Genomic DNA, 26,620 nt, shown 5'->3' on the forward strand with positions numbered 1-26,620 from the left:
TGAGGTGTCGATGAGATTATGGTATATTTTTGAATTTGTTATTCTCTACTTATGGGATCTTTCTTTAGGGGCATTAAGAGTCGCGCAAGATGTTGTTACGCCTCAAAACTTATCTACTCCTGGTATTATAAAATTTCCACTCGAAGTACAAAGCGATTTTGAAATTGCTCTTCTTTCTAATTTAATTACCTTTTCACCGGGGACAATGGTCATTGATTTAGACCCAGATAAATCACACTTATATATTCATATGATGTTCTTAGAAAACGAAGAGGAAGCAATAAAAGAATTTAAGGAAATTATTGAAAATCGTGTGTTAAGGATATTGAGAGGAAGTCAAAAGGAGAAATCTAAATGAGTGTGCTACTAATGATTTCAACTGGTATTGTTATTCTAACATTTCTTTTGCTGACAATCGAAGCAAAGAGAGAACAAGAAGTTTTGGTCAAAGTCTTGGCCTTCGACTTAATTGGAATTTCAGGAGTTAGTCTCTTTCTAATACTGTATACAGCAAATAGAGATACATTCTTTCACAATATAGCGCAACTATTTGCGATTGTTGGCTTCGTTACTGCATTTGTCTTTGCTGTATTTTTATCAGATATGAATAAGGAGAGTAAATGATACATTTAATAGGTGAGGTCTTAATTCTCTTAGGTTCTATCTTTGTTTTCTTGGCAGTTGTTGGATTTATTAAAATGCCAGACTTCTTTATGAAGCTTCAAGCTGCAAGTAAGGCCAGTGCCTTTGGTGCTGCACTTATCTTATTGGGTTCTAGTATGATTATTGCTGAAATTAATATTATGATTACCAACTTTGTACTCTTCATATTTCTTCTTATTACAACACCAATTGCAACCCATGCTATGGCCTATGCTTATGCTAAGAAGAATGAAGTCTCATGACTTTAGTAAACCGCTTAAGTTCTTCACGAAAGCATATGTCAAAATCACTGCAAAGCCGCTAAGTGCAATGAGTATTGTTATATCATCACTCTTACCCAATTGGTCTAGAAGAGGTTGGTAATTGGACATATCCTCAAGAAAATTATCGATAATTTGTTTTTCTGCCTGTGACATCTTTGTTGTGTAGACATGTATGGTAAGAAAATAGAGACCTCCTCCAAAGATAAGGGAGAAGATAACACCAAAGAGATTTGCGACTCTAAGTTTCTTATTAAAGTCTCTTGATGTCTTGATATACTTATCGCTATTTTCAAAATCAGAAGGGGCAATAACATCGTTATTCGTAATCATCTTCTCCCTCATGATTTCGAGAAGTCCTCGGTGATCGTTTGAAGCTAATGCGTGTTTTTTCATGCGGCCCTTGATCACAAGAGCTATGGGAGTGAAGGCCACTAGTGATAAAAACGGAATAGTCATTTTATAGATGAGATCAACTTTTAAAAGCCCAATAATTACCAATGGGATTATGACAAAGAGTAGGGAGACATAGGTAAAGACTTTATAAACATTGTCTTTTTGTAGAACTTGATTTTCCTTGTCTTCAACGAGGTAAATTTCAACTTCTTTTCCTATGAAGTTATTGAGATAGTTCTGATTTGTTCCGAGAAATAACTTTCTTTCACCCTGTTTGATATATTCAATAACTGGACGAATAGTTGTCGAGGTTTCACGTCTACCACGTGATCTTCTTGTCTTGGTTTCTTCTTTAAAGGCAATAATCTTACCTTTTGTGAGCCTACCATGCTTTTTATAGTATGAGTTTACACTTCTGATAAGAAGATGAAAGAAGAGTCCGAAGATGGCCATGGCCCCTAAGAAGAATAGAGGAATGAAGTTATCAAGGAGTTGATTTATCATCTCTCCATTATATCACAAATTATTACTTGAGCGCCTCGAAGGCATCAATAATCCCTCCTGATACACTAAGACCTTCTAGCGTCTTTAGAGGACGGCTTGTTTGTATAAGCCTTTCACGCATTGTCCACCTCGCTTCAGGGCCATGCTTTGCTAGAACCATAGCTGCAACGGCGGCCACAAGTGGTGTTGAAAAGCTCGTGCCACTTGAATAACCATATGTATCCGATAGGTGAGACGTTTGAATTTTTACACCTGGTGCAAAGAGGTGGACAGACTTGTTTCCATAATTTGAGGACTTCGCTCTTTTTCCATTCTTATCATTTGATCCGACTACTATGATATTTGGAAACTCATCTGCATAGGCCCCTGGATAGCGATTTGTTGAGTTTTCAACTCCTACGTTTCCAGAAGAAGCAATGACAAGAATACCTTTGTCATTGAGCTCTCTAAGAGCTTTTTTAAATGCAGGAGAAGTTACTTTTAGACGTGCAGAAAAACTGATGATATCTGCACCTCGCTCCATGGCATATCTCATGGCCTCAATGAGGTGTGGAAGTTTCTCTTTTCTCTTTGCCATAGGCTCTGGCTTGACGATAGGGATGATCTTTATCCCCTTAGCGACACCTTTGATACCAATGTCATTATTATGTTTTGCAGCGATGACTCCTGCTACAGCTGTACCGTGCTTTGTTTGAAAATCGTAATCGCCGGCCAAATCACCATTTTTCTTATTGGAGTTATAACCATAGTAATCGTCAGTATAACCGTTATTATCATCATCAATACCATTATTTGGAATCTCATCCTTATTGATAAGAATGCTATCTTTTAAGTCTTCATGATTGACGTCAAAACCTGCATCAATAATTGCAATGACTGGTTGGTAATTCGATTCAAGGATCTTCCAGGCCTTCTCAATATTAGCGCCCTTATTCTTAGTATTATATTTTAGATACCACTGATCTTTTTCAAGAGGATCATTTGCAAGGGCCGCGCTTAATGTAAGAAGTGAAAGAAGAGATATGATTATCTTCATAGGATAGGTATTCCTTGTCGTTCTATATTCGTTTTCTTCCGGGACTTATAGTATTTTTAGTTACTTGGAACAAGGGCAAAGCCAATAATCCTAAAGATTTTACAATCCTTCCGTCTCAAATTTTAAATCTGCTATAACGTAACAACTTTGAAGACATTATTTATTTAGGGACTGTTATGAGAAAGATATCACTTGCGATTATTCTATTAGTACTTGGGCTAAATACATGGGCCGTTGATTATAAGAGATATAAAGGTGGATGCGAATTTAGCGCTTCTTATCAAGATCTTTTTACTTATGAGACGCTATTTCAGGATAAGAAAATCTCGTTTCGTAATAACTTTGTCTATACTAAGGAGAGCCTAGGGCCTGCTGAAGTTCTACACCTTGATAGAGGATTTACTCCTGAAAATGCTGAACTACCGCTTGTTGATTATAAGTATCTTTATCAACGCTTTGTTTATCAAACAGCACCAAGCCTATATACATATTTTGCTGGACTACCATTAGTTAACTTCAAGAAGTCTTATTCTAAGAGTGAGGGGAAGCAATTTCTTGTCTCTCTGATCAAATCACTCGTGGATGAAGAGTTTACTGCGCCACTGGATGAGATTGAATACTTTGAGTCAGATGTTGAGTTCTCTAAGTTGTACTCAAGAGATAATGGTATCGAAAATTATAGCTACCTTGTTAATGATAGAAATTTTAAAGGCCTAACGACGGATCACTCTAAGCGTAGTGTGACAATTCGTTACCAACTTCACTTTTCACCAAAAGTTCATAATGGTGCTTCTTACCACTTGTATATGAGATGTTATGGTAATGAAGAAATGAAAAGAGTTGTAAGAAGATAAGCTTTTTAATACTGGCTACAATTCGTTGCAGCCAGTTGTTGTCTTTATAATCAATATCGTCGAATTTTTGATATCAATTTTGTCACGACGAGTTTCTTCCCATTTCTTTTCAAATTGACTCTCAAAGCTAAGATGATCAAATGCTGAAAGGGCCTTTTCATTCACAGTCATATACTTATCTGTAGTTCTTGGTAGAGTGATGGTTTGGCCATCAATAACTGAAGTTAAGAACGATATCTTATTGTTGGCACATACTGTATGTACTGAATCATTAGGTCTCGAATATATCTTTGTAATATTCAATTTCTTATAAATCCTAGCAATATAATAATCATGATTAGGTCTAAGCTCCTTGTCGTTAATCAGGCCATAATCTGAGCCTACAATTGTTTGGCGAATAAGCTTCTTATTTCCAGCTGCCATGACCTTAAAAATATGATCGAAGAACCACAGAGCAGAGTTAAATTCTGTTGATACACCAGGTTGACCTCCACATTGAGCAGGGCCAGTTTCTCCTAACCAAACTTCTTTTGAGCGCCCTTTTGTGACTTTTGCAATGGCCTCCATTGTCTCAATCATATCATTGGATTTAATGGCCTTAATCATGCTCTCGTTGTCTGATTTAATAACTTGAAGTGGGCAACGAGTGGATTGAGTCGGGTAGTAGTGCCAAGTGTAGATATCGAGTTCACTACCCAGATCTTTAACAATATTAAAAGAGTTTACAGTGAACCAATCAAAGACTTCTCCCAAGATTGGCCAAAAGGCATTGGCCGGGCCTGCTAGCTTCGCTTCAGGATAGTACTTTCTAATAATATTTTTAATCTCACGGTAGTTTCTCTTATATTCGCTTTCACTAATTTGACCAAAAGGCCCATAGTTTAGAAAGAATGCATTGGCCTCATTTCCAAGTTCAAAGTACTTTATGTCCTTGATCTCTTGCGATAGATTTTGAATGAAATTTTCAATTGGAGTCAGATTAAGCTCTCCATCATTACGATAGCCTGGCCCAATATTTAGTGTGATAAGAAGATCTAAATTATTTCTAGAGACAAAGCTTTTAATATTGTCGAGTTTGGTCTTGTTAAAAAGAGTTTGAAAGCCTTGTTCCTTTTCTGATTGAGTAAGTACTGTGCGAGTCGACTTAATATCATAGTGTGCGGAGTCTGCTTCTGAACCACCTAGTCTGAGGGTGAAGGGGGCGAGAGGTCTTAATAATTCATCTAATTTATTTCGGTTGAAATCAAATGGTTTTGTTATCTTTCCACCACGTCCGCCTGTGAAATCCATTGATCCTTCCCACCATTTTCCACCAAGTACTTGTGCCATATCAAGTGCAAATGAAAGGTAGTCTTCACTGACATCAATTCCCTCATTATTTGGCATGTCGAATTGGATAACTTGGTTATTGTAGGTAGGAAGTTTTGTATATAAGAATGCAGTAGGTAATAGGATTAAAAGGATAATAAAATTTTTCATACTTTATTATTACAATAGTTACAATGGTGATCCAAGACAGTTTTCTGTTAGTTTTTTGATATTAAATTGGATATGCTACCTTTTGCATTGCTCATTCTAAGTAGTTGCATTCATTCATAATTACGTACATTTGCTTATAATGCATTAGTAGGCTATACTAGGTAGGTCGGGATTTTCTTTATGGCCAAGTAGCTAGCAATCACTGAATTATAAATATCTTTTTGACTATAGGATAAATAAATTGTCCTAGGTTATTTTCGCTATTAGCAACAGTCTAAATAATTTAATTAAAACTTAAATTACACAATCTTGTGTAATAGGGACAGTTGTCTCGTTATATCTTTTACTTTTAGTGATGAGCATATCTCACTAAAGGGATTTACCTTGGAGGTAAAAATGAAATCAAATGTTTATGTAGGAAATTTATCATACGATATTGAAAACTCTGATCTAGAAAAACTATTTGCTGATGTCGGAAATGTTGTAGCAGTAAATGTTATAAGAGACCAAGAGTCAGGTAGAGCAAGAGGTTTCGGTTTTGTTGAAATGGAAACTGCAAGCGATGCTGAAAAAGCAATTAATGACCTTAACGATAAAAACTTTATGGGAAGATCTTTAATTGTGAATATGGCAAAAACAACAAAGAAAAAAACACACAATCGCTACTAGTTTCTAAATAAATTGGGCGTCATTTTATGGCGCCTTTACAATTTTACTAGGAGAAACTAATGATTATAGATTTTGAAAAACACATTATTGATAAAACAAAAGTATATTCAGATGAATATGGAGTTGGAAGAGTTGTTGGTATTTTTAAATTGTATGACGGAGTCTTTGATTATTTCGAAGTTCACTTCGAAAAAGACAATTTAAAAAAGTACTTTCAAGTGAGAGCAAATGATAAAATGCGTATTTGTTCTAATTCAATTATTTTATCTTAAATACCAAATGACTTGGAAATGAAATTGCTAAGGAAGTAATTTCATTCCTGATTCTGACAGCTTGCTTATATTAATCGTAACATTATTTACTTAGAAGTTCTTTTGTTCTTTATACTAAATTCTTTATTTTTTTAAATTTTCTCAACTTGTTGTGTTGAAGATAAAACGAAATTAGAAGCATCAATTGCAGATGCCTTTGATCGCGTTCTTACTATTTCTCATCGTAAGAGTTGATTGGAGAATCCCCATAGCTCTATCACATGATAAAATTTCAAAAAGCGTCAAGGCCCTTGCTTTTAAACTCCCTTAATCTTTTACGCAGAAAGGATTACTCCTGCTAAGTATAAACCGATACCATAAGATGTATGTGCCATTATACTCTTTGCTCTTGTTATTAGTGGCGCAGGGGTAAGTGAAGCGGCCACTCCAAAACCAAAGGCCGGTTGCATAATACAAAAGGGGGCAAGTAAAGTCAGGAGTCCAATGAGAACTGCTGGCATAATTTGTGGTGATGCTAGCCAAGCTTTGCCAAAAGTAAAAATCAATAGATAAGCAAAGAAGATTCCAATTAGATAATGAATTGTCCATCCAATTAGTTTTTCATTTGGTGCCGGCTTCGTTTGAATAATCGTATCATGAAAGAAAACTCCTTTTGTAAGATAATATGCCCATCGGCCAACGAATTTGTAATCAAGTCCTTTCACTCTGAAGACGGTCTTTATGAAATAGGCCCACAGGTCCATGAAAACAGTTGCAAGAATTCCTAGTACTATAATTTTCATAAAATATTCCTTTGTTATCCTCACTCTACAAGTTAAAGTTAACTTCAAGTCAAGCTATGTTTTAAAGGATTTGTATGGATATAAGTGAATTATCAAAAATTACTTCCCTTGCTTCTTCTAAGATTCGTTATTATGAAAAGATTGGTCTAATAAAATCAGTGGGAAGAAATGGATTAAAACGTGTCTTTGCTAAGGGAGTGATTAACAACCTCTCATTTATTGCATTGGCACAATCTTGTGGCCTCAGCTTAGACGATATTTCTTCAATGCTAACTGCTAATGGTAAGTTTAGGGTAAGACGCTCACTTTTCACGAAGAAGATTGATGAGATTGATGAGCAAATAAAGAAGCTAAAGAAGATGAAGAGTAGCTTAGAACACTTGAATAACTGTAGGGAAAAAGATCACTTTTCTTGTCCTAACTTTCAAAAGCTAATGAGTGAGGCCCTTAATAGGCCTCACGTACGAAATCCTTAAAGACTTCTTTATGCTTTGTCAGTTCAAAGTCGGCAGCAACAGAGACACGAACAATATAGTCTTTGTCGCTCTCTTTCGTTGTTCCTTGAGTTGAAGTTCTTTAAAGATTGTGCCGAGGGTAGTGAGGTTGTTCGTCCTATTCGTGCAGTATGCTTAAAGAAAGTATACAAGCTTATTCCTAAGTGGAAAATTGCTACAGTAATTTCACATGAGAAAATCCCGGAAAATGTTTCAGCTTTAGCTTTTAAACTTCTCTAATTATCCAAAATATTTTAGTTCATCTATTACATAAGGTTAGGGGATACCAAATGTATTTGCTCCTCCCACAAAGATTTCACTAAATTTTATTCCACGATTGTACTTTATCAAGTTAGGATTTACACCCCAAGCGTCTTGTGGCTCAGCTCCCGTCTCTGTTCCGGAGTCATAACCAAAGCAGTACATGTCACTAGTACCATTCTCAAGTCCACAGCTATGATAAAGACCTGCTTGAAATGTCGACCACGAGTGTCCACCTGGTACAATAATAGGTTGAGGGGAGTCTGTGGATACACCTGTTGCTCGATTATTTCCATCGCCCCAACAATATGCACTATTATCAAGTCTTACGGCACATACATGATCATTTCCAACACTTAGAGATCTCCAAATGCCTGAACCTCCTGTAACTTGTACCGGAGTATTTGAGTCTGTAAATGAAGTGTCATTTCCTAATTGGCCGTCATCGTCACGTCCCCAGCAATAGATATCATTTCCAGTTGTAAGCCCACAGGCAAAATTATTTCCAACACTAATGTCTGAAAAAATATGTCCACCTGATACAGCAACTGGTGTTGGAAATGGCGTCGCGTCTCCAGTAGTCACACCATTGCCAAGTTGGCCAAAACGATTAGATCCCCAGCAATAAGCAGCTCCATCTGTACGTAGGCCACATGTTGATGACTGATTATTATTCACCTTAAGCCAACTATGTCCTCCGACAACAAGGTTTGGTGTTGTGAATGCTGCGGTTGCATCTCCACTTCCTGCTTGCCCTAGAGAGTTCTCTCCCCAACAATAAGCATCATTCGTTGTTGTTACTCCACAAGTTGTTGAGTAAGTCGATGTTACACTTATCCACTTGTGTCCGCCACTAACTAAGACTGGTGTATATTGACTTGTATTTGCACCACCATCTCCAAGTTGTCCATCAACATCACCACCGACGCAATAGAGGTCATCATTTGAAATAATCCCGCAAAAGTTTTCATAATCACTAGAGATAAATTTCCAATCGAGATTACCTGGGACTTTCTTTGGCACATAATAACCACCATCATTTATTCCATTTGCAATACCACCGTATGGCCAATAGTCACCCCAGCAGTATGCTTCGTTTGAGGTCGTGATTGCGCATATATTAAATCTTGCCATCCTTACTTTACTCCAAGAATAAGAGCCTACGACGAGATCAGGAGTTAGTTGATTAGTTGTATTACCATTACCTAATACACCGTAGCCATTAGAGCCCCAGCAATACATTGTGTTTGTGTTATCAATTCCACAAGAAAAACTCTGGCCTTGGATTCCGATATCTACCCAAGTTTGTGATCCTGAAACTTTTACTGGCGAGGCTGAAGCAGCACCTAGTCCATTCCCAAGTGCTCCACTTGTTGCAGGAGTTCCTCCGCCCCAACAGTAAACTTCACTCCCGTCTGTTAGTCCACAGGCGTGGTATCGAGATATATCGACTTTTGTAAATGTATGGCCTCCTAAGACGAGAGAAGGAGAGTAGGTGTCAGCACTATTTCCATCACCAAGTTGGCCAGCAACTCCTTCGCCCCAACAGTACGTTAAATCAGTACTCGTGATCGCACATGTAAAGCGATAGCCGACTGAAACAAATTTATATTTAGTCCCTGGAGTTACTTGAGTTGGATTTGGGGTTAAGGTTGTGTTGTCACCAATACCAATTTGTCCGTAACTATTATCTCCCCAACAGTAGAGATCATCAGTATTAGTAATTCCGCAAATATGAAGTCCTCGTGTCGAAGCTATACTCTTCCACTTTAAGCCTCCTGGCATTAGGGCCGGTGTACTTGTATATGTATTACCCCAGCAGTATAGATCATCAGTGGAATCGATTGCGCAAACATCACGGTTAGCTACAACAACGTCCTTCCACGTTTTTGAAGCTTCAACGATACTTGGATAATAATTATCATTTGTCGTTCCATCCCCATGACGTCCCCATGTTCCACTTCCCCAGCAGTAGAGCTTAGCATTCGTTGTGATCCCGCATGAAAAATTATTTGAAAGACTAAGTTCATCCCACTGAAAACCACCAATCATTTTATAAAACTCATTTGGATATGTAGAACCATAGTCAGCAGAATCATAAACACTAGTAATCGCGTTATTTAAACCAATCATGTAAGTATTGCTTCCGCTAAATCCTGTGGCCATCCCACGTACCTCGTGTTCTGAAGACGTCGTCACTCCATCTGTGTAATAAATTGTCGTAAGGTAGAAGCCATCTTGAGATGCATTTAGTCTTATATCAACTGTACACGAACTGCCGTCACTCAAAGAGAAGCCAGTACAATTATCATTCACAACTTGAAAATTAGCAGCGCCACCATATAGATTAGGAGAAAATAGAGGCCCTGTCGCTGAGCCTGTTGTGTTCGTCAACGTCAGTGTCGTATTTGGTCCTGGTCCTGCTCCTCCAGGTTGCTCAACAAGAGAGAAGGCTTCCGTACCAAATGATAGAGCTGTTATAACAAGAGCTGATGTATAATTTGCGCTTTGAACTGTACTTGTATTCCCTGCCATATCGATGGCACGAATTTCAACTTGATAATCAGTAGATGATTCTAGTGTTATACCACTGATGTAGCTGCCTTTTGTAAAATCAGTCCAGTCTTGAATAAGAGTTGAGTCAGAGAATTTTGTTACTTTGATTTGGTAGCCCTCAAGAGCGATATTATCAGTTGAGTCTGTAGTCCATGTTATATTTGGAGTTCTTGAAAGACTTAAAGGGACTGTTCCGAATGTTGGGGCCGAAGTTGGTGTTGGGGCCGATATATCAAGAGTAATATCTTGAGTGAAAATTTCAGAAGAAATATTATCAGAAGAATCGGAGATATAAATATAGACAGTCTTTTGACCATCTCCTCCAGAGAGAGTGAAACTTGTTGGAATAGGAGAAATCCAATTGGCGCCACCACACGTTCCTGCTGCCGTTGTTGCAGGTAGAGTAGTTTGAGTTTCACTTATACAAATTTTCGAACTCGCATCAAAACCATTATTTTCAACATTAACTGTCGTCGAACTTGTGTATAGTTTGGAGTTAGTAGAAGTATCTTCTAAAACAATTAGGTTGTTATTTATTTGGCCAACATCAATAAGGATTTCTGATTCTTTTAGACAGCTTCCTAGTAGAAATAATAAAGATAAAATGAATATTATTTTCATTTTTGCCCTCTCCCTTACATAACACATCTTCGTATCGACATTGGGGACGATAAACTTTATTGTAAACGTTTTTAAAAGAGTACGTGTAATCAGTTGCTTACGGTTGTTTTCTAATCTATCTATATAGAAATATGCCAATAAATTAGCAAACTGTGGCGCGTACTTTTACTAATGTTGGATTATTCTTCCATGTAAAGATAAATTATGTAGGAAATAATATAATTTTATTTAAGTTTCTTTTATTTTTTGGAGAGAAAAATTGAGTAAAACAGTTTTCTTTGTTCTTATATTTACATTCGCTTCTTATGTAAATGCAGCTGATCAAAAGTACTTTAAGAGAGTGATTAGCTTTGGTTATCTTGTACAGCAAGAAGAGTCACTTGAAGATATTTATCTAAAGTTTACGAAGAGTAATTTTAAATTTTCGAAAAATAATAAGGTTGTTCAAAAAACAATAAATGCAAATAAAGAAATTAAGAATTGGGATCGACTTGCATCAAAGACAAAAATTAAACTCTATATTGATCTAAAGACTGTCGACTTTACAAGTATTGGAGACTACGACCAAAATTTAAAAAATAGCATTATTAATTATATTAGCAAGGCCAAGGCGTATCGCCGAAATCGAGAGGAGAGGTCGAAAAAGTTTCAATACTCTTTATTCTATATGACTTCTAAAGGAAGTTTTGAACAGCAGCAAGGGAGTGATCGAGTTAGGTTTAATCAAAACTCATCTTTTTCATTAGGTGCCATGGCGATCTATAGTCCTAATAAGGGGCCATTTACTTATTCATCAAGTCTTTACTATTCACATCTTAATACTGCCTCAGATAATCAATCATTAGATAAGCATAAAATTGATCCTGAAATTGGATTCAATATTTATGCTGATTATAATTATAGAAGTAAGTTTAATGCACATTTTGGTTTTGATGTTGAAAGGTTTAATACTTTTAATATTGATGGCCTAGTTAATAATGAAATTCAATTTGATACAAATCTTGTTGGTTACTTTACTGTTGGTATTAGTAAAAGCTTTCAGTTATTTAAAAGAAACTTCTATTCTAAATTAAGCATTTCGCAATCATTTTTTTCGAATAGAAATCTCGCCTACAATTCTTCTGTAAACACCGGAGAATTTCAGGGACAGAAAATCATTATTTATCTTTCTGGCGAAATAACAAAGAAGTTCTTTCTCCACGGTATGTATAAGTATCATACGATGAGTGGTCCTTCTAACTTATCAGCTAATCGACTGGGAATAGGCTTCGGTTACAAATTTTAGTTTGGCGCTTGTTATAAGAGAGGCTTTAATAAGCCTCTTTTACAAATCTTTTAAAAATTTCTTTATGTTTTTCTAAATTAAAATCTGCAGCAACAGAGACACGAACAATATAGTCTTTGTCGCTCTCTTTCGTTGTTCCTTGAGTTGAAGTGGCCGGAACAGTCCAGTAACAGCCTTTTAGCTGGCCATAACTTACACAATGCTTACTTTCTTCAGGAATAGCATCAATCATCATGCGAATTAATTTGTGGTTTAGTTCACGCTTGTGTTCTTCGCTAGTGGCCGGAAGGTCTAGTGAGAAAACAGAAGGTGTAAATGTTGCATCAGCAAGTTCATGTGAAACAAAGTTGATCTTTGCTTTTGGAAGTTGCTCTTGAATATAATCAACGAACCCACGTGTATTTGCATAGGCCTTTGTAATTCTTTCGTTCATCGCTGGCATTTCACGAGTAAGAATTTGAAGTTGTAAATTTGTTGCAACGTTATCACAAAGCTTTAAGTGATTTTCAACAAAGCTCATATATTCAGCAGCACTATCACTTGCCACAGCATAGCCTGCTGTACAAAGTCCACCACTTGGGAATTTTGAACCACTTACATATGAAATAACCTTAACGTCATTTAGGTAGCCGTGATCGCCAAAGAATTTCACATTTGGACAAAATGTTTGATCAAGATTAAAGACTGCACCAACAGCTGTAGCACCATCATTTGTGAATCTTGGCTTTTTAAGTGTTTCACGAAGCTTTATTAAGTCAGGAATTTCAACACGTGGGTTTGTAGGAATTTCTCCAATAATATATGGAACAGCATCGGCATGAGCAACGTCTGTTAGAATGCGCTCAAGTTCTGTTACCATATCCTTGCCACTATCAACTGGAAGATCGATGATCTCTACGTTATCAATACAAGCAGCAACACGTCTTGCTTGATCATTAGTTCCGCCATAGCAATTTGGTGGCACGATAAACTTAATATCCTTTCCTGGGTGATTTTCATTTGCATAGTGAACTTGCCCCATCATGATTGCATATTGAGCAGAAAGCCCACAATTGCTAAAAGCAACAGGAGTCTTAGAATTTGTAATTCCTTGAATTGTTCTTGTTAGCTCTGTTGTATCTACAGGAGCCGTGCTTTTTGGACTTTCTCCAGTCATGGCCTTAATTACTGTAAGACAGTTTTGCGGAGTCATGGCAATCGATTCACGACGTCTTACGTGTTGAATCTCTTTAATGTAAGCAGCGTTGTTGTCATTAACAGTGATAACACTTCCAAGATTTGGATAGCGAGCAACATTGATATCAGCTTTTTCACTTCCATCGATAACAATCGTTGTTCCATCAAAGTCTTTGTCCATTGTTTGATTTTGAATGAAGTCATATTGATAAACAGATTGAAAGAGTTCTGAAAGAGGCTTTTCACTTACAATTTGAGTGTGAATCCCTTTAAATTTATTTGCTCTAAGAACAGCAAGGATTGGCATTGTCTCTGAAGAAAATGAAATAACACTCTCTGGATTTAAGTCAGCTTCCTTTGCAATGGCCCACTCTAGAACACATGAAAGAGGGTGGCCAAGGCGAATATAATCATATGCAGTTGGTAGCTCTTCAAGCTCAACTCCAGCTTCTAATTTTTGAAGAAATTCAACTTTGGCAAGTGACTCATTATAGATATCAAGTCTGTGTGTCGTTAAGCGCAGCCAGTCTGTCGGCATATTATTTACGATTTGCGTTAGTCTTTCTTTTATATTTGCTTCCATAAGGAACTCCGTAATTGATTCAATATTTGGTGAGATTCTACGATATAAAATATCAGATGTCGGCCTTTGGCAGGGGATTTTTTTTGAACACAATGTTAAAATAATCCTAATAATACAGGGATACGGATAATTATGTTGTTTGAACCAACAAAGCACGAAACTTTGATCGATGCTGGATGGAATTTAGAGAAAGTAAACGAAGTTATTGAGTTAATTTTTAATGACACTCTGAGAAATTTTGATGCTAAAAAGTATTGGATTGCTGACAAGAATGAAGATGCGCAAATCAAAAGTAATAAGACGATTTATTATGGCGCTGCAGGTACTGTTTGGGCGTTGAATAAAGTTTCAGGATTTCTTAATCGTGAGCTCCCTTTTAATAAAGTAGAATTATTAAATCAAATTCATGAGGACTATCTTCGTCGCCCAGATACTGAAAATGTAGTTCCTTCTCTTTTTCTTGGAGAAGTTGGGATTCTTCTCGTTAAAAACCAATTTGCCCCATCGAAAGAAATTCAAGATAAAATATTTGAATTAGTTGAGGCCAATATTGAAAACGCAACTATTGAGGCCCTATGGGGTGCTCCTGGAACTATGCTTGCAGCTTCTTTTCTTTATCGAGAAACAAAAGAAGAGCGTTGGGCGAAACTCTTCCTAAAAAATGTCGATTTTTTAATTAAAAAACTGAAAGAAGAAGAGGCCAAAGGTGAGCTTGTTTGGGAACAAGATATGTATGGCAAGAAGGTTCGCTATATTGGAGCAGGCCACGGCTACTTTGGAAATATTTTTGGAATCTTAAAAGAGATTAATCTTCTCTCTCAAGGTGATAGGGATTATCTCCTTGCTCACGTTAAAAAAGTTATGAAAGCTGTTAGTAAGGAAGAAGGTGAGATGATGAATTATGAAGTTGTCTATCCTTCAATGCCGCAAATAAAGCAGTTAACACAATGGTGTCATGGAGCTCCTGGGGTAGTAACTTCACTTGTAAATTATCCTCGCGATGAATTTGTTGATGATTGCCTTTTAAAATCAGCTGAGGTTATCTGGCAAGCTGGGCCACTTAATAAAGGGATTTCTCTTTGTCATGGAACAGATGGAAATGGTTATGCTTTCTTACAACTCTATAAAAGAACTGGTGATAAGAAATGGCTTAATCGCGCTCGTTCATTTGCCATGCATGCACTAACTCAAAGAAATGGCCGTGCTACTCTTTTTACAGGAGAGATGGGACTTGCTCTTTATCTTATTGACTGTATTAATGAAGGAAGTGATTTTCCTTTCCTAGACATCATTTAATTGGAGAGTCTTAAATGTTTGAAAAAGAATTACTAGATAAAATCAGATCTTACTATGATCACGATGATCCGAGTCACGACTGGTCTCACGTTATTAGGGTAGCAAACTTATGTGAGAGACTCTCTCATGGCCATGAAGTTAATTCGAGAGTCTTAAGCGCTTCTGCTTACTTACACGATATTATCAATATTCCTAAAAATAGTGAGCACCGTAGTAAGGCCAGTGCTCTTGCTGCTCAAAAAGCGAAGTCCTTACTTGGTGAAAGTGATTATTCTAATAGTGAAATTGAGCATATTGCACAAGTTATCTTAGAGCATTCATATAGTGCCAACTTAAAGGCCAGCTCAATTGAATCAGAGATCTTACAAGATGCAGATAAGCTCGATGCAATGGGTGCCATCGGTGTAATGAGATGGGCCAGTTGTGGAACTAAGATGAAATCTAAGTTTTATCATCTTGATGATCCATGGGCACAAGAGCGCTCTTTAGATGATAAGAGTTTTTCTCTAGATCATTTTGAAAAAAAGTTATTAAAACTAAATGACCGTCTTAACACGCAAGCAGGAAAAGAAGAAGGGAAGAGAAGGCTTGCTTTCTTTCATGCCTTCTTAGATCAACTTAAAACAGAAATAACATATAAGAGGAATAATTAATGAGTGATTTAAATAAAGGGTTTCACGACTCCCCAAATATTCATGATAATAGTGGTGTATACGAAATTGAAAATATTGCTTGTGACCCAGAAAATAAAATAGAAAAGTTCATGGAGAGTAGCTTCGACCTTGAAGGAAAGAATATTCTCGACATTGGTTGCGGGACAGCTTTCCATTTACCACACTTTGCAAAATATGCAGGACATGTCTTTGGTGTTGAGCCATTTGATGTTAACCGAGTCAAAGGCATGAAGAGGATTTGTGACTTGGGCCTAGAGAATGTGTCTTTATTAAAGGGAACTGCAGAGGCCTTATCTCTAAGTAATGACCTTATTGATTTTGCTTATGCACGCTTTGCTTATTTTTGGGGAGAGGGGTGTGAACCAGGACTTGATGAAGTGTTTCGTGTGCTAAAACGAGGTGGGACCTTTCTTATGATTGATAATAATCTTGAGCGTGGAAGCTTTGGAGGCTGGGTTAAAAAAAGCTTTAACTTTAGTGATACTCACCAAGAAGAGATTGATAAGTTTTGGTTTGATCGCGGTTTTAAGCTTGAAGTTATTGACTCAAATTGGAGCTTTAAGTCTCGTGAAGATTTTGAAAGTGTTATTGCAATTGAATTTCCTGAAAATATTGCGAAAGAAATTCTAGAAGTACACAAAGGTACATCAATCGATTACACATTCAACTTATATTATAAAACGAAATAAAATTTGCGCTCCATGAATCCATTCTCATGGAGCTAATTAAATTATATCTTTTAGGATCTTATCAATTTCCTTTTCAGAAAATTCTGCACAATTATCAATGATAAGAAACGAAACGCCGTGGATACAGGCCAATATTTTCTTTATTTTATAATCATCTTTCTTAAGCTTTGTCTTTGTATCGATTGATTCCAAAAGGTATGCATAGAGTTGATCTGTGATGCTTTCAACTTCTTGAAACTCATCCATTGAACAAATTTTCTTAAAATAAATGGCCCTAAAGTGTCCCTCGTTTTCTTTTGCAAAATTAATATAAGCTTTACAGAACTTTAGAAGGCCAGGGGACTTTGAGTTTGAAATAATATCAAACTCTTCTTTAAGAAGACTTACTCCTTGAAGAGCAAGTTTTACTGCAATTTCATTTCTTGATTTAAAGTGCTTATAAATTGCAGCAGGAGATACTTTGCAAGCATTGCTAATATCTCTGATTGAGAAATCGACACTCCCATTCTCTGCAATGATTTGACTTGCATTTAATAGGATTGATTCTTTAAGTGCGCCATGATGATAAGTATTCGATTTTTTTCTCATTTCTTCATTTTGCCTTCTTTTGGCTTGAAAGTAAACAAGTGTTAACTTATATTATGTGAACAAGTGTTAATATTTGAGGAGCATATGAAAAATATTTTAGTTATCCAAGGTCATTCTGATTCAACATCTCTTACATACTCTCTTGCCAAGTCTTATCTTGAGGCACAGGAAGCCAAGGGAAATCGTGTAAGCTTAATTGATCTATCTGAAATTGAATTCAATCCTATTTTAGACAAAGGATATAAAGAAATTGTTCCTCTTGAAGATGTGCTTATTTCTGCACAGACATCAATACAAGAGGCCAGTCATATCGCTATCTTCTACCCAACATGGTGGGGGAGTCTACCTTCCAAATTAAAGGGTTTCTTTGATCGTGTTTTCTTGCCAGGATTTGCCTTTAAGTTTGAGCCAGGGCAGAGCTTTCAAACAAAACTTCTGAGTGGTAAGACTGCGACAATTGTTACGACAATGGATACGCCACCTTTTTATTACAAGTACGTTCAAGGGAATTTAGGACCAAAGCTGCTTAAAAGTTTAATTCTTAGCTTCTCAGGGATAAAAACTATGAGAACGATTTTAGTGGGACCTGTGCGTAATTTCGATGAAAATAAGACAAGGTCTTGGATAGAGAAAATGAAGCAAATTGATTAATCATTGCTCACCCTATGTAAATAATCATGTAACACACAAACTAAAATTTATTCATGCTAACTTTAAGTAATAGTTAACTATTAGGAGTTAGAATGAAGCATTTATTCATTTTATCATTAGTCTTACCGTCACTTTTAATTTCATGTAAAGATAAGACAAGTAGTCGTATGAATTTTCAAAGTGACTCTGCAGAAGTCAGTTCTGTAGGGAATAATAGCGTATTCAACCTGGAAAACATTGATATTCTGAAGCGAGTAAAATACGACGATTTATCGATATCTTATAGTCCTGTAAATCTGGTTAGTGAGTTAAGCGACGGCAATCTATTTTTTAAAACTCGTGATACAGCTAAACTAGTTGCCCAGTTAAGCGTTTCTGATTTATCTAATATTGAAGTATTAGATATCTCCGGAGCTAATCCTGTCTTTAGAAAGAAAGGTGCAAATAAAGAACTTATCCTTGAAGTATTTGATGTAATTGAAGCCGAAAATATTCTTCGTCATAGCTTTTACGACAGTACTCCGAATTCAAAATTATTAGAAAATGGAAAAATTCTTTTGAAGAGAAGGGATGATAGTGAAAACCTTAAGAACTACGTTGCACATATCACTGATGCTCCTATACAATACTTGGCCGCCCGACGAGTCGGAAACCTCGATCAAAATGGAACTTATGAATTTTGGTTTGATAATGAGTTGAAGATGGTTAAAGAGATTTCCGGTGACATTGTTTCTTATAAAGAGTTTGAGATCATCGAGTCTATTAATATTGATAATGCGCTTAGTGAAAACTTCAAAATCGACTTTAATATTGAAGAATTAGACGAAGATTATAATAAGCTCTCTTTTAAAGTAATCAATGAAATTGATAAAGGGGCCTTTGTTACATCTAATCCTATTACAGGATTAAGCCACAAGTGCGTTGGGATGAATTATAAAACTGGCATGATTTCAAAGAGAATCGAAAATGGCGTTTTATATACAATGGCCTTTAAAAAAGGCTTATACCCAGAGTGTCTAACAAGTAAACATGAAGATAAATCAATATACATTTTTGATAAAGACCTTAACTATATCAAAGTGAAGTACTAGTAATTTCGGGAGCTTATAATGAGAACAACAATTGTAATTGGCATACTACTTGCTTTGTTTAGTAATAACAGCTTTGCCCAAAATTATTGCGATAAAAGCCTAAAGCAGATTGATGCATTTTTATCAAATAATTCTGGCTTTGTACCATTTATAGAATATAGCTGCTTAGAAGGTAACCCAAAATATGTAAAGAGTGCTTTAACGATTTTTGCGCAAAACCTTCAAAAGCAATTTGATAGATTAGAAAATCTTGAGAAGAGTGCAAAAGATTTCAAGAAGTCAGTTATGAAAGAAGCTAAGGCCCTTGAAGAAATGATGATAATTGATGTTGGAAATAACGCCTTTGAAAGCAAAAAGAATATTTATTTCCAAAAGTTAATCAATATTAGCCAAGATATCGCAGTCAAAGAAAGAAATTTCACTAACGAAATTAGTGGTATGCGAGCAACTGGAGCACTGCTTGAAAACTTTGTTCCACACCTAGAAGGAGATGTTGATCTCGTTAGAGCTAAACTCGGATACGACAGTGTTGAAGAAGTAATTGAATTGAAAGAATACCTATTTGATTATGGACAAGATCTAAGAGATACGCCACTTGAAATACAAATGGCATTAGATCAACTAAAGGAAACGCAAAAGCATTTGACGCCAGTATGGGAAAAATTAAAACTATAATCATATTTTTAAGTATAATAAGCTCTTTTGTTTTTGCAGAAGAGCTTTTTGTAAAACCGAATCAGACTAAGTATTTAAGTCTAAAAAAGTTCAAAAAAGAGAGTGATACCGTTTATTCTCTCTATATTAAAAAGCTAACTCTAAATAACGAGTCCGTCTTATTTCTTCCAACTAGTCTCTCTAATAAAATAGCCAAAATAACAATTGATGAACTTCACGTTCATGGTAAAGGCTATATTGCCCAGTCAGTACGAAGTAATGTGAATATTGTACGTCATAAGGGAGAAGTTGGTTTAAAAGAGTATTATGAAGACTTAATTCCAAGGGCCGAAAAGGGTGAAGATGGAGAGCGTGTTAATCATGAACGTGCTCCAAGCGGGGATGGAGATAAAGGTAGAGATGGAAAAAATGGAAAGAACGGTCGAAGCGGAATCAGTGGAATTAAAGAATTAAATTTAGATATTAATATTGCCTCATTCGGTCAGCTAGATGTTGTCTTAGTTGGAGAAAGTGGTGGGCATGGAGGACATGGATCAGACGGTCAAGGTGGTAGCCATGCTGAGTGTGATAGAAATCGTGGTGCCAACGGTGGACATGGTGGAAATGGTGGACAAGGGGGATTCCCTGGAAGTGTCGGTGCAATAAATATCATGTGGCAAAGTGATTTACCTCTTATAACTACTGGACAAATACCATTTGGATTAAATGTAAGACAATACGCGGGACTTGCTGGTAATCCTGGAAATGGTGGAGCAGGTGGTTCTGGTGGTGACTCTGTAAGATGTGGGCTATGGAAACGAAGTGGTGGAGATGCAGGTAATCCTGGCCGAATAGGAACCTCTTTAAGAGGTAGTGGTGATTATATCTTTTTTGGTCGAGTTGGAGATGTCTCCATCATCAATAAGGATATGCAATGAGAATGATATCTTTATTAATTCTTCTCTATTCGAACCTTTCTTTTGGAAAATCAATTGCTGTAACAGGAAAGCCTGCAAGCAGCGAATTATTCAAATCTGTTTATACTTTAGAGAATCAGGGAACATCAAGCTACTATTGTCGAAATATTTATCTTAAAAATATCGATTATTTATCAGGTGGAGAGTTCGTTTATTCCTTAGACGATAAGATTCAAAATAAGTTAATCAATGCTAAGAGCTCTATTAAAGTTGATCAAGGTTTATCGCAAGATCTTATCGATATGATCGATCTATTTCCAAACTTAACGGTCAGTCATACGAATATGACTTACAGTCATGACTGTGAAGTTAAGAGTGTTCGTATGAATAATATCTTTGTTCTTGATGATGGTTCTCAATGTGGTGCCGGTCTTTCATTAAAGAAGTATGTTTTAGATAATGGAAATAGGAATTTAATTAGTGTAGAAGATAAAGAAATAAACTTCGTTAAAGATAGCATTTATACAAAATTAAATGTAGTTGATGCAATTCTTGTTTTAGATAGGGGAAGTTTTCAAGTACTAGATACTAAAGATAATACGGTTACTCCTGTTTTGTTTGACCTAGCAGATCAGTACTTTATTTCTGCTTTTGGGATCTCTAAAGATAAATTTGTCATTGTATCTTATGATAGAGAAGGAATGAGATTAAATCTTATTGCAAGAAATGCTAATAAATTTGAATCTGTTAAAGAAATTGTAACGAGTGTTGGAAAATTAAAGTTTAATGACACTAATGAAAGATTAATAAATGTAGAAGAGGCCAGGTATAAACTCTTTAAGCAGGCCGAAAGAATCAGTAAGACAATTAGTATCTATATAAAAGAAGAGATGTCATTTGAGTCTCTTGAAATTCTGATTTCATACCGTTTCCCAAAAACAAGAATGTTACAAACTAGTTATTCGCTAACCGAAAATCACTTCACTAAGTATAAATATGATGTAAGTGATGTTTTTAGTAGCAGTAATATTGGTTTTAAAAAGTATGTATTAGATCTCGGACAAGAATTTAGAGTTTTAAAAGATTTAAATATTAACTTTGATAAGGTTCAAAACGAGATATCAGAAGGAATGTATAAAAAAGCTGCACCATCAAGTCGAGTTTTAAAATATGGGGACTATAGTGTTAGCGCACGTGATGATTCGCTTAAGCTATCATTCGATAAAAAGAGTATTGAAGTTGCAGGGACATGTCGTCCAAAGCTAATCTTTTCAGATAAGAAGTATCTCTTTAAAAATGCTGACATTAATACTCTTTATCAAGGTAAAACTCTACTGACGATGAGAGTGAGAAGCTCAAATTATAGTGAAGCATTAAAACTAATCGCAAATGGTGCACGAGTTGATGAAAAGGATATTAGAGGAAAACTTCCAATTGACTACGCTGTCTATAAAAGAGACTTGAAGATGATTAGGTTATTACTTGAAAATGGTGCAACATTAAGTAGCTCTAAATCATTCAATCTTAATGACCAGTTTGAGAGAACGTTTGATGACTATGATTATCAAAATCAAGTTACTCAAAATGAAAATATTGAATACTTTAGTTATCTCGTGAAGATTGCGTTAGAAAAAGAAATTATAAAATTAAACAAGAGTGAAAAAAGAATGTTGAAAGATAATATTTCTTCTATCCCTGAACTCCATAAATTAATAGGTGGTGTTCTATGAATAAAATAATAATCTTACTTTTATTTTCTTTAAATATTTTTGCTATATCAGATAGTGTGAAAAATGCTATTGAAAGAGATAATGTTGAGGAACTTGCGAAGCATAAGTTCGAACAGCTATCCAGCAGATCAAGAGATAAGGCCGGGCAGACTCCTTTAATCTATGCACTCCATAAAAGAAAATTAAATGTAGCAAAGTATTTAATCTCTAGGAAGTTAGGTGTTAATGCAAAAGATTATATCAGCCGTTCTCCAATTACTATTGCCCTTAGTAAGTTTGATGATGTTGAATTATTTAAGCTTTTAATGGAAAACGGAGTTGATCTTAAAGCTAAAGATAAGCATCAACGAGATATATTTTATTATCTTGAAAAAAATAGTAATGAGGCAATAAAGAGATTTATCAAAGCTGAATATAATAAGATTAAAGAAATATCACTCATTCAAGCAAATGAATTGGAAAACTCTCTTACAAATGGTGATACAAGGAAGCTCGAGCAATATCTTAGTAAGTATCGAACGATTAATATTAAAATTAGTAATCTTTCTGTTTTAGACTTTCTAATCAAGTCTAATTCTCTTAGTAAGTGGTCAATGTCTTATCTTGCATCACTTGGCCTAGATGTATTCGAAAAAGGATTTATCTATCAACTTATTACTTCTAAAAATTTCGAGGCATATAAAGAATTGTCGGATTATCGTACAAATATTATAAACGGGCCAAAAGGGGAGAGTCTTCTTGAAGTTGCACTAAAAAATGATGCTCCAGATGATATTTTATTAAGTATTATTAAGAAACAAAAAGATCTTAAAATTAAAGATATTGCAGGTAACTCATATCTACATTTAGCAATTATTAAGAATCGTCCATTAATTGTAGATTTTTTGATTAAAAGGGGGTTAAAGCTTAGCCTACGTAATCGAAAAGGTGACACAGCTTTAATGCTTATGATCGATAGTTTTGATAATGCTAATGTTAAGACTTATATAAAGGACAATCTTGATTTACTGAGTATCCAAAATAATGATGGTACTGATGCTGTTATAAAACTTGCTAAAAATAAACCTGAGCTATTAAATTCAATTCTTAAGGAGTTGAAAGGAAATTATGACTTTACACATTCAGATAAGTTTGGAAATCGTGCGGTTATCTTAGCGGACGTGAAAATTCCACGTACGAACCCTGTAGAGGTAGGGACAACTTTAAATGAGCTACCTAATGTTGATTCTGAACAATTAAACACGCCAAATCTTAATGCTGATATTAAAACTGTTGATAAGGTTTCGACGGATTTAAGTAATATTGATTCTTATATTGGAGATCGTTTATTTGACAAGTTTGTTAATGATAGCGTTGATTCGTATCTTACAAGAGCAGTATCAAGTTTTAAATCACATCTCTTAAATTTATTATCAATTCACGACGAAGAATTCTCTTCTACGTTTAATGAAGTTGAGGATCTTAAGTCGGTATTGAGAAATACACAAAGTTCTTTGAAATCTATAAAACATAAGAAAATTGAAGTATTAGCATCTTATCAACAACTTAAGGCCAGCCTCGATGGTTTTGATGGTGAGAGCTTTAATCGAACGATTAACTCTAGTGTGTCTCAATTAAAGGGTGAACTTAGTAATATCATCAATTTTGTAAATGAAGTTAATTTTGAATTGAAAGAGTTTAGCTCACACCGTAACGAACTTGAAGGTGTTCTTAAGCAATTTAAAGAAGGCAAAGATAAAATCTCTCTTGAGATTGATGTCATTAGACAAGAATTTACTCAATCTAAGAAGCAGCTTTTAGCTTCTATTGAAGAAACTAAATTTTTCTACAGTGGTGAATTATTATCCCTTGAATCTAATGTGCGACATGAAAAAGGCAAACTAGATCATGCTAAATCAAATCTGGATGAAGATGACAAGCTGATACGACAGGCGAAGGCAAATAAAGCTTCTGCTGTTTGGAGTAAAGAAGATTATAAGAGTAGAGAAAACCATCCAGGGCATGACCCTAATACTTGCCAGTGGACGACAAAACGTAAGGCAATGCAAAGGCGAATTGAAGTATTAACCAAACAAATAGAAAGTTTAGATATTAAACGTAGAAGATCAAATCAGATATTTAACGATATGTTAAAGAACTATAATTTTGCAAAAAATGACTATGCAAAATATAAAGCTTTCTCAAGTCAGAAAATACAAGATTTTAGAGCAAAGATAAATAATGAAATCAAAATAAAAGAAAATAATGTTCGAAATGAACTCGCAACTCTTGAATATAGTAGAGACCTCGATTTCGATGATGTAAGGATAGAAGTTGAAGGTTTAAAAAATGAAATAGAAATGCGATTTGGGGATATTTCTAATGTTGAGAATACTTGGAATAATATCTATACTTCGGTACAGAAACTAAACTCAATAGCATCTTTAAAAGACGCTATGAGATGTGGAATGTTGGGGTGTGCTCCAATTATTTTACTTCCAGATAATGGTACAAAGCTATCTAAAGATTTCAACGAAAAAGTAATGTCTCTTTCATTGAAGTATGCAAGTTATAATACGGTATATGATTCTCAACATACATATCGATATCAAGTTAATAATCTTGATAAAATGGCCCTTGAAATCAAGAAGCTAAACAAACAAGAAGCTTCTTTACTTGATAAGACAAGAACAATAAGTAAAGATCTTCTATTAAAGTCAAAAGATTTAAAAGATGTCCAGTCTTCGGATAACCAAATCTTAAATGAACTTATTTCAATTGAAGAGCTAGTTTTTAAGAATCAGTTTTTTAAAAATGCCGTAGAGGTTAATAATAGTCAACGAAGTGATCTGAAAGCACAATTAGGGATAGATAATGAACTAACTATTGAGTCTTTGATCGTTAAAGAAGAACAAGAATATACACCTTTAGTTTTAAATACAGTATCTCTTAATTTTGAAGAGTTAAAGACTGTTAAGACTTACTCTAAAAAGAATATACCTTCATTGTTAGGACAGTGGTTTGATGTTTTAGCTATAAATATGAGGGGGCCACAAGGTCTATATACAATTGAAGGTCGTGATTTATTCATTCGTTCTTTAAAAGATATAGTGACAATAGAAAAGGTGACTGATGGCGAGCTTAATTCAGTTAAGATCATTACAAATTATGGTGACTTTGTTGTTGATGAAACTGGGATGCCGATTTCTGTAGATGAAGAAGATAGGTCACCACTTGACTTTGAACTTACTTCAACTGGTGTTGTGAGAGAGCGTATTTTAGAAGTTGTTTCGAAATATCGTAAGATTTATCCTGATGTAACAATGGATGATTTAAATCAAAACCATAACCTTTCAATTATTGTCTCTTTGTTAAAGATGGCCGACCAAATTAACGATGCAAAAAGAGCAGAAGAGGTAATTGATATATTATTTGTACTTGCAAACCCTATTCTTCATACTGTTCCAGGGGGACCGATTGTTGCAAAAAGTCTTGGTATGATAAAATGTAGCTATGAGTATTTCAATCGTATACGTTTAGGGATGCATACAACTAACGTTGAGGAAACAAATCGAGCTCTTTCTTGTTTAAGTGATATTTTATTAAGAGTTCCATTTAGTAGCAAAATCAATAAAGTTTTAGCAAATGCATTTGATGGCATTTTGCCTTCGAAAATCATGAGAAGATTGACAGAGGTAATTTTTCCATCAACAACATCTAAAATTTATTCTTATAAGCCACTGAAGGAATTTATAGAGGGAGCTTTTGGTCTAGGTATATCTGAGTTAAACGAATATCTTTTGGTTGAAGATGGTAATGCCCTAGAAAAGTTAAGATCATCGTATAGCTTTTATCAAGATGGGTTAGCATTAAATGGGTTAATGACTGTTGAGAAGAAAAAATTAACGTTTGTAGGCATTGGTGCAAAATTATTGAGAGACCATTCTGGAGAGGTTTTTACAGTTGATAGTTCTATTAATTTTTTGAATGTATGTAATTATAGTAAATCACATTTTAGTGAGAAGTTTGTAGAGTATTTTGGTACTGGGATTAATAGTTTAGAAACTAAAGTAAGTTTAAGCCTTAAAAAAGGGGCCCAAATACATTTGGTGAAAGGTAGCGTATGTCTATTCGTAATAGAGTAGTTATAATTTTAAAATCAATAGTATATTTGTTAGGAATATTAAATTTATTCTATCTCTCTAGCTTTGTTGATTTTATCGCAATTTATATTTTTATTTATTTTATTTTCCACTATTTTATATGTTCTTACATGCTTAAAAGTGAATCAACAAAGTATCAATTCTTAAAAGAGTTAAGTACTATTAATTTCTATATTCTTCCAGTCATTATCTATTTCTCAATGGAGAGTACTGATAAGACAATCTATGACTTTTTATTCAGTGCTAATTTTTACAAGAATATTTATATAATTATTAAAAGTGCCTTTTAGATGGAAT

Annotated in this window: 26 protein-coding genes; 19 read left to right on the forward strand and 7 right to left on the reverse strand. The window is 35.1% G+C overall.

What is annotated here, in order from left to right; genetic code table 11:
* Positions 1-10: 10 nt before the first annotated feature.
* Genes ABMA78_RS09015 through mnhG form a run of 3 tightly spaced genes read left to right on the forward strand, consistent with a single transcriptional unit; the run spans position 11 to position 905 of the window.
* Positions 11-358, forward strand: a complete 348-nt coding sequence (locus ABMA78_RS09015; RefSeq protein WP_392859191.1) for a Na+/H+ antiporter subunit E — start codon at positions 11-13, stop codon at positions 356-358.
* On the forward strand, positions 355-624 hold the full coding sequence (locus ABMA78_RS09020) for a monovalent cation/H+ antiporter complex subunit F (RefSeq protein ID WP_392859193.1): 270 nt from the start codon (positions 355-357) through the stop codon (positions 622-624). Before ABMA78_RS09015 ends, ABMA78_RS09020 begins: the two co-directional genes overlap by 4 nt.
* Positions 621-905, forward strand: coding sequence for a monovalent cation/H(+) antiporter subunit G (gene mnhG / locus ABMA78_RS09025; protein WP_392859196.1), 285 nt, complete (start codon positions 621-623; stop codon positions 903-905). The genes ABMA78_RS09020 and mnhG overlap by 4 nt, the downstream gene beginning before the upstream one ends.
* Here mnhG and ABMA78_RS09030 read toward each other — a convergent pair.
* On the reverse strand, positions 900-1,823 hold the full coding sequence (locus ABMA78_RS09030) for a hypothetical protein (RefSeq protein WP_392859198.1): 924 nt from the start codon (positions 1,821-1,823) through the stop codon (positions 900-902). The two genes, mnhG and ABMA78_RS09030, sit on opposite strands and share 6 nt — an antisense overlap.
* A gap of 22 nt (positions 1,824-1,845) precedes the next feature.
* On the reverse strand, positions 1,846-2,859 hold the full coding sequence (locus ABMA78_RS09035; protein ID WP_392859200.1) for a S8 family serine peptidase: 1,014 nt from the start codon (positions 2,857-2,859) through the stop codon (positions 1,846-1,848).
* A 176-nt stretch (positions 2,860-3,035) separates the two neighbouring features.
* Between ABMA78_RS09035 and ABMA78_RS09040 the strand changes: the two genes are divergently transcribed.
* Positions 3,036-3,713, forward strand: coding sequence for a hypothetical protein (locus tag ABMA78_RS09040; protein WP_392859203.1), 678 nt, complete (start codon positions 3,036-3,038; stop codon positions 3,711-3,713).
* A 15-nt stretch (positions 3,714-3,728) separates the two neighbouring features.
* Here ABMA78_RS09040 and ABMA78_RS09045 read toward each other — a convergent pair whose 3' ends face one another.
* Complete coding sequence (locus ABMA78_RS09045) at positions 3,729-5,192, reverse strand: hypothetical protein (protein ID WP_392859206.1); 1,464 nt, start codon at positions 5,190-5,192, stop codon at positions 3,729-3,731.
* Between the two features lie 396 nt (positions 5,193-5,588).
* Between ABMA78_RS09045 and ABMA78_RS09050 the strand changes: the two genes are divergently transcribed.
* Both ABMA78_RS09050 and ABMA78_RS09055 read left to right on the forward strand, forming a co-directional pair.
* Complete coding sequence (locus ABMA78_RS09050; RefSeq protein ID WP_392859207.1) at positions 5,589-5,861, forward strand: RNA recognition motif domain-containing protein; 273 nt, start codon at positions 5,589-5,591, stop codon at positions 5,859-5,861.
* A 59-nt stretch (positions 5,862-5,920) separates the two neighbouring features.
* Positions 5,921-6,133, forward strand: coding sequence for a hypothetical protein (locus ABMA78_RS09055; RefSeq protein ID WP_392859209.1), 213 nt, complete (start codon positions 5,921-5,923; stop codon positions 6,131-6,133).
* Between the two features lie 314 nt (positions 6,134-6,447).
* Here the strand turns inward: ABMA78_RS09055 and ABMA78_RS09060 are convergent, their stop codons facing one another.
* On the reverse strand, positions 6,448-6,915 hold the full coding sequence (locus tag ABMA78_RS09060; protein WP_392859211.1) for a DUF2938 domain-containing protein: 468 nt from the start codon (positions 6,913-6,915) through the stop codon (positions 6,448-6,450).
* A gap of 74 nt (positions 6,916-6,989) precedes the next feature.
* On the opposite strand from ABMA78_RS09060, the gene ABMA78_RS09065 reads away from it, so the two are divergent.
* Positions 6,990-7,391, forward strand: a complete 402-nt coding sequence (locus tag ABMA78_RS09065) for a MerR family DNA-binding protein (RefSeq protein ID WP_392859213.1) — start codon at positions 6,990-6,992, stop codon at positions 7,389-7,391.
* A gap of 15 nt (positions 7,392-7,406) precedes the next feature.
* Complete coding sequence (locus ABMA78_RS09070) at positions 7,407-7,649, forward strand: hypothetical protein (protein ID WP_392859216.1); 243 nt, start codon at positions 7,407-7,409, stop codon at positions 7,647-7,649.
* A 36-nt stretch (positions 7,650-7,685) separates the two neighbouring features.
* On the opposite strand, the gene ABMA78_RS09075 is transcribed toward ABMA78_RS09070, so the two are convergent.
* On the reverse strand, positions 7,686-10,847 hold the full coding sequence (locus ABMA78_RS09075; protein WP_392859219.1) for an RCC1 domain-containing protein: 3,162 nt from the start codon (positions 10,845-10,847) through the stop codon (positions 7,686-7,688).
* A gap of 259 nt (positions 10,848-11,106) precedes the next feature.
* Between ABMA78_RS09075 and ABMA78_RS09080 the strand changes: the two genes are divergently transcribed.
* On the forward strand, positions 11,107-12,132 hold the full coding sequence (locus ABMA78_RS09080; protein ID WP_392859221.1) for a hypothetical protein: 1,026 nt from the start codon (positions 11,107-11,109) through the stop codon (positions 12,130-12,132).
* Between the two features lie 25 nt (positions 12,133-12,157).
* Here the strand turns inward: ABMA78_RS09080 and ABMA78_RS09085 are convergent, their stop codons facing one another.
* The gene (locus ABMA78_RS09085) at positions 12,158-13,891 is read right to left on the reverse strand and encodes a cystathionine beta-synthase (RefSeq protein ID WP_392859223.1); all 1,734 of its coding nucleotides are present in this window, start codon (positions 13,889-13,891) and stop codon (positions 12,158-12,160) included.
* A 132-nt stretch (positions 13,892-14,023) separates the two neighbouring features.
* Between ABMA78_RS09085 and ABMA78_RS09090 the strand changes: the two genes are divergently transcribed.
* From ABMA78_RS09090 to ABMA78_RS09100, 3 genes are read left to right on the forward strand one after another with little or no spacing between them, the layout of a single operon-like run.
* Positions 14,024-15,187, forward strand: coding sequence for a lanthionine synthetase C family protein (locus ABMA78_RS09090; protein ID WP_392859225.1), 1,164 nt, complete (start codon positions 14,024-14,026; stop codon positions 15,185-15,187).
* A gap of 14 nt (positions 15,188-15,201) precedes the next feature.
* Entirely contained in the window at positions 15,202-15,840 is a 639-nt protein-coding gene (locus tag ABMA78_RS09095; protein WP_392859227.1) for an HD domain-containing protein, read from the forward strand.
* Positions 15,840-16,550, forward strand: coding sequence for a class I SAM-dependent methyltransferase (locus tag ABMA78_RS09100; RefSeq protein WP_392859229.1), 711 nt, complete (start codon positions 15,840-15,842; stop codon positions 16,548-16,550). The genes ABMA78_RS09095 and ABMA78_RS09100 overlap by 1 nt, the downstream gene beginning before the upstream one ends.
* A gap of 36 nt (positions 16,551-16,586) precedes the next feature.
* Here ABMA78_RS09100 and ABMA78_RS09105 read toward each other — a convergent pair whose 3' ends face one another.
* A complete protein-coding gene (locus tag ABMA78_RS09105) occupies positions 16,587-17,138 on the reverse strand; it encodes a TetR/AcrR family transcriptional regulator (RefSeq protein WP_392859231.1) in 552 nt (183 codons plus the stop codon).
* Between the two features lie 84 nt (positions 17,139-17,222).
* Here ABMA78_RS09105 and ABMA78_RS09110 point away from each other — a divergent pair, with 84 nt between their 5' ends.
* The 7 genes from ABMA78_RS09110 (at position 17,223) to ABMA78_RS09140 (ending at position 26,613) form a co-directional block, all read left to right on the forward strand.
* Complete coding sequence (locus ABMA78_RS09110; RefSeq protein ID WP_392859234.1) at positions 17,223-17,789, forward strand: NAD(P)H-dependent oxidoreductase; 567 nt, start codon at positions 17,223-17,225, stop codon at positions 17,787-17,789.
* Between the two features lie 92 nt (positions 17,790-17,881).
* Positions 17,882-18,880 carry a hypothetical protein gene (locus ABMA78_RS09115; RefSeq protein WP_392859237.1) on the forward strand — a complete coding sequence of 333 codons (999 nt, stop codon included), beginning with the start codon at positions 17,882-17,884 and terminating at the stop codon, positions 18,878-18,880.
* Between the two features lie 18 nt (positions 18,881-18,898).
* Positions 18,899-19,555 (forward strand): hypothetical protein, encoded by a 657-nt coding sequence (locus ABMA78_RS09120; protein WP_392859240.1) that lies wholly within the window; start codon positions 18,899-18,901, stop codon positions 19,553-19,555.
* Positions 19,534-20,472 carry a hypothetical protein gene (locus ABMA78_RS09125; protein ID WP_392859243.1) on the forward strand — a complete coding sequence of 313 codons (939 nt, stop codon included), beginning with the start codon at positions 19,534-19,536 and terminating at the stop codon, positions 20,470-20,472. Before ABMA78_RS09120 ends, ABMA78_RS09125 begins: the two co-directional genes overlap by 22 nt.
* A complete protein-coding gene (locus ABMA78_RS09130; RefSeq protein WP_392859245.1) occupies positions 20,469-22,181 on the forward strand; it encodes a hypothetical protein in 1,713 nt (570 codons plus the stop codon). Before ABMA78_RS09125 ends, ABMA78_RS09130 begins: the two co-directional genes overlap by 4 nt.
* On the forward strand, positions 22,178-26,305 hold the full coding sequence (locus tag ABMA78_RS09135; RefSeq protein WP_392859247.1) for an ankyrin repeat domain-containing protein: 4,128 nt from the start codon (positions 22,178-22,180) through the stop codon (positions 26,303-26,305). Before ABMA78_RS09130 ends, ABMA78_RS09135 begins: the two co-directional genes overlap by 4 nt.
* Before the next feature lie 128 nt (positions 26,306-26,433).
* Complete coding sequence (locus tag ABMA78_RS09140) at positions 26,434-26,613, forward strand: hypothetical protein (RefSeq protein ID WP_392859250.1); 180 nt, start codon at positions 26,434-26,436, stop codon at positions 26,611-26,613.
* The last annotated feature ends 7 nt before the right edge of the window (positions 26,614-26,620 follow it).

The sequence above is a fragment of the Halobacteriovorax sp. RZ-2 genome (assembly GCF_043196685.1).
Classification (GTDB): Bacteria; Bdellovibrionota; Bacteriovoracia; order Bacteriovoracales; family Bacteriovoracaceae; genus Halobacteriovorax_A.

What these genes read in the sequence shown, in the direction of transcription:
- ABMA78_RS09015 (WP_392859191.1), top strand. Translation starts at nt 11, where the DNA reads ATGAGATTATGGTATATTTTTGAATTTGTTATTCTCTACTTATGGGAT.
- ABMA78_RS09020 (WP_392859193.1), top strand. Translation starts at nt 355, where the DNA reads ATGAGTGTGCTACTAATGATTTCAACTGGTATTGTTATTCTAACATTT.
- mnhG (WP_392859196.1), top strand. Translation starts at nt 621, where the DNA reads ATGATACATTTAATAGGTGAGGTCTTAATTCTCTTAGGTTCTATCTTT.
- ABMA78_RS09030 (WP_392859198.1), bottom strand. Translation starts at nt 1,823, where the DNA reads ATGATAAATCAACTCCTTGATAACTTCATTCCTCTATTCTTCTTAGGG.
- ABMA78_RS09035 (WP_392859200.1), bottom strand. Translation starts at nt 2,859, where the DNA reads ATGAAGATAATCATATCTCTTCTTTCACTTCTTACATTAAGCGCGGCC.
- ABMA78_RS09040 (WP_392859203.1), top strand. Translation starts at nt 3,036, where the DNA reads ATGAGAAAGATATCACTTGCGATTATTCTATTAGTACTTGGGCTAAAT.
- ABMA78_RS09045 (WP_392859206.1), bottom strand. Translation starts at nt 5,192, where the DNA reads ATGAAAAATTTTATTATCCTTTTAATCCTATTACCTACTGCATTCTTA.
- ABMA78_RS09050 (WP_392859207.1), top strand. Translation starts at nt 5,589, where the DNA reads ATGAAATCAAATGTTTATGTAGGAAATTTATCATACGATATTGAAAAC.
- ABMA78_RS09055 (WP_392859209.1), top strand. Translation starts at nt 5,921, where the DNA reads ATGATTATAGATTTTGAAAAACACATTATTGATAAAACAAAAGTATAT.
- ABMA78_RS09060 (WP_392859211.1), bottom strand. Translation starts at nt 6,915, where the DNA reads ATGAAAATTATAGTACTAGGAATTCTTGCAACTGTTTTCATGGACCTG.
- ABMA78_RS09065 (WP_392859213.1), top strand. Translation starts at nt 6,990, where the DNA reads ATGGATATAAGTGAATTATCAAAAATTACTTCCCTTGCTTCTTCTAAG.
- ABMA78_RS09075 (WP_392859219.1), bottom strand. Translation starts at nt 10,847, where the DNA reads ATGAAAATAATATTCATTTTATCTTTATTATTTCTACTAGGAAGCTGT.
- ABMA78_RS09085 (WP_392859223.1), bottom strand. Translation starts at nt 13,891, where the DNA reads ATGGAAGCAAATATAAAAGAAAGACTAACGCAAATCGTAAATAATATG.
- ABMA78_RS09090 (WP_392859225.1), top strand. Translation starts at nt 14,024, where the DNA reads ATGTTGTTTGAACCAACAAAGCACGAAACTTTGATCGATGCTGGATGG.
- ABMA78_RS09095 (WP_392859227.1), top strand. Translation starts at nt 15,202, where the DNA reads ATGTTTGAAAAAGAATTACTAGATAAAATCAGATCTTACTATGATCAC.
- ABMA78_RS09100 (WP_392859229.1), top strand. Translation starts at nt 15,840, where the DNA reads ATGAGTGATTTAAATAAAGGGTTTCACGACTCCCCAAATATTCATGAT.
- ABMA78_RS09105 (WP_392859231.1), bottom strand. Translation starts at nt 17,138, where the DNA reads ATGAGAAAAAAATCGAATACTTATCATCATGGCGCACTTAAAGAATCA.
- ABMA78_RS09110 (WP_392859234.1), top strand. Translation starts at nt 17,223, where the DNA reads ATGAAAAATATTTTAGTTATCCAAGGTCATTCTGATTCAACATCTCTT.
- ABMA78_RS09115 (WP_392859237.1), top strand. Translation starts at nt 17,882, where the DNA reads ATGAAGCATTTATTCATTTTATCATTAGTCTTACCGTCACTTTTAATT.
- ABMA78_RS09120 (WP_392859240.1), top strand. Translation starts at nt 18,899, where the DNA reads ATGAGAACAACAATTGTAATTGGCATACTACTTGCTTTGTTTAGTAAT.
- ABMA78_RS09125 (WP_392859243.1), top strand. Translation starts at nt 19,534, where the DNA reads ATGGGAAAAATTAAAACTATAATCATATTTTTAAGTATAATAAGCTCT.
- ABMA78_RS09130 (WP_392859245.1), top strand. Translation starts at nt 20,469, where the DNA reads ATGAGAATGATATCTTTATTAATTCTTCTCTATTCGAACCTTTCTTTT.
- ABMA78_RS09135 (WP_392859247.1), top strand. Translation starts at nt 22,178, where the DNA reads ATGAATAAAATAATAATCTTACTTTTATTTTCTTTAAATATTTTTGCT.
- ABMA78_RS09140 (WP_392859250.1), top strand. Translation starts at nt 26,434, where the DNA reads ATGCTTAAAAGTGAATCAACAAAGTATCAATTCTTAAAAGAGTTAAGT.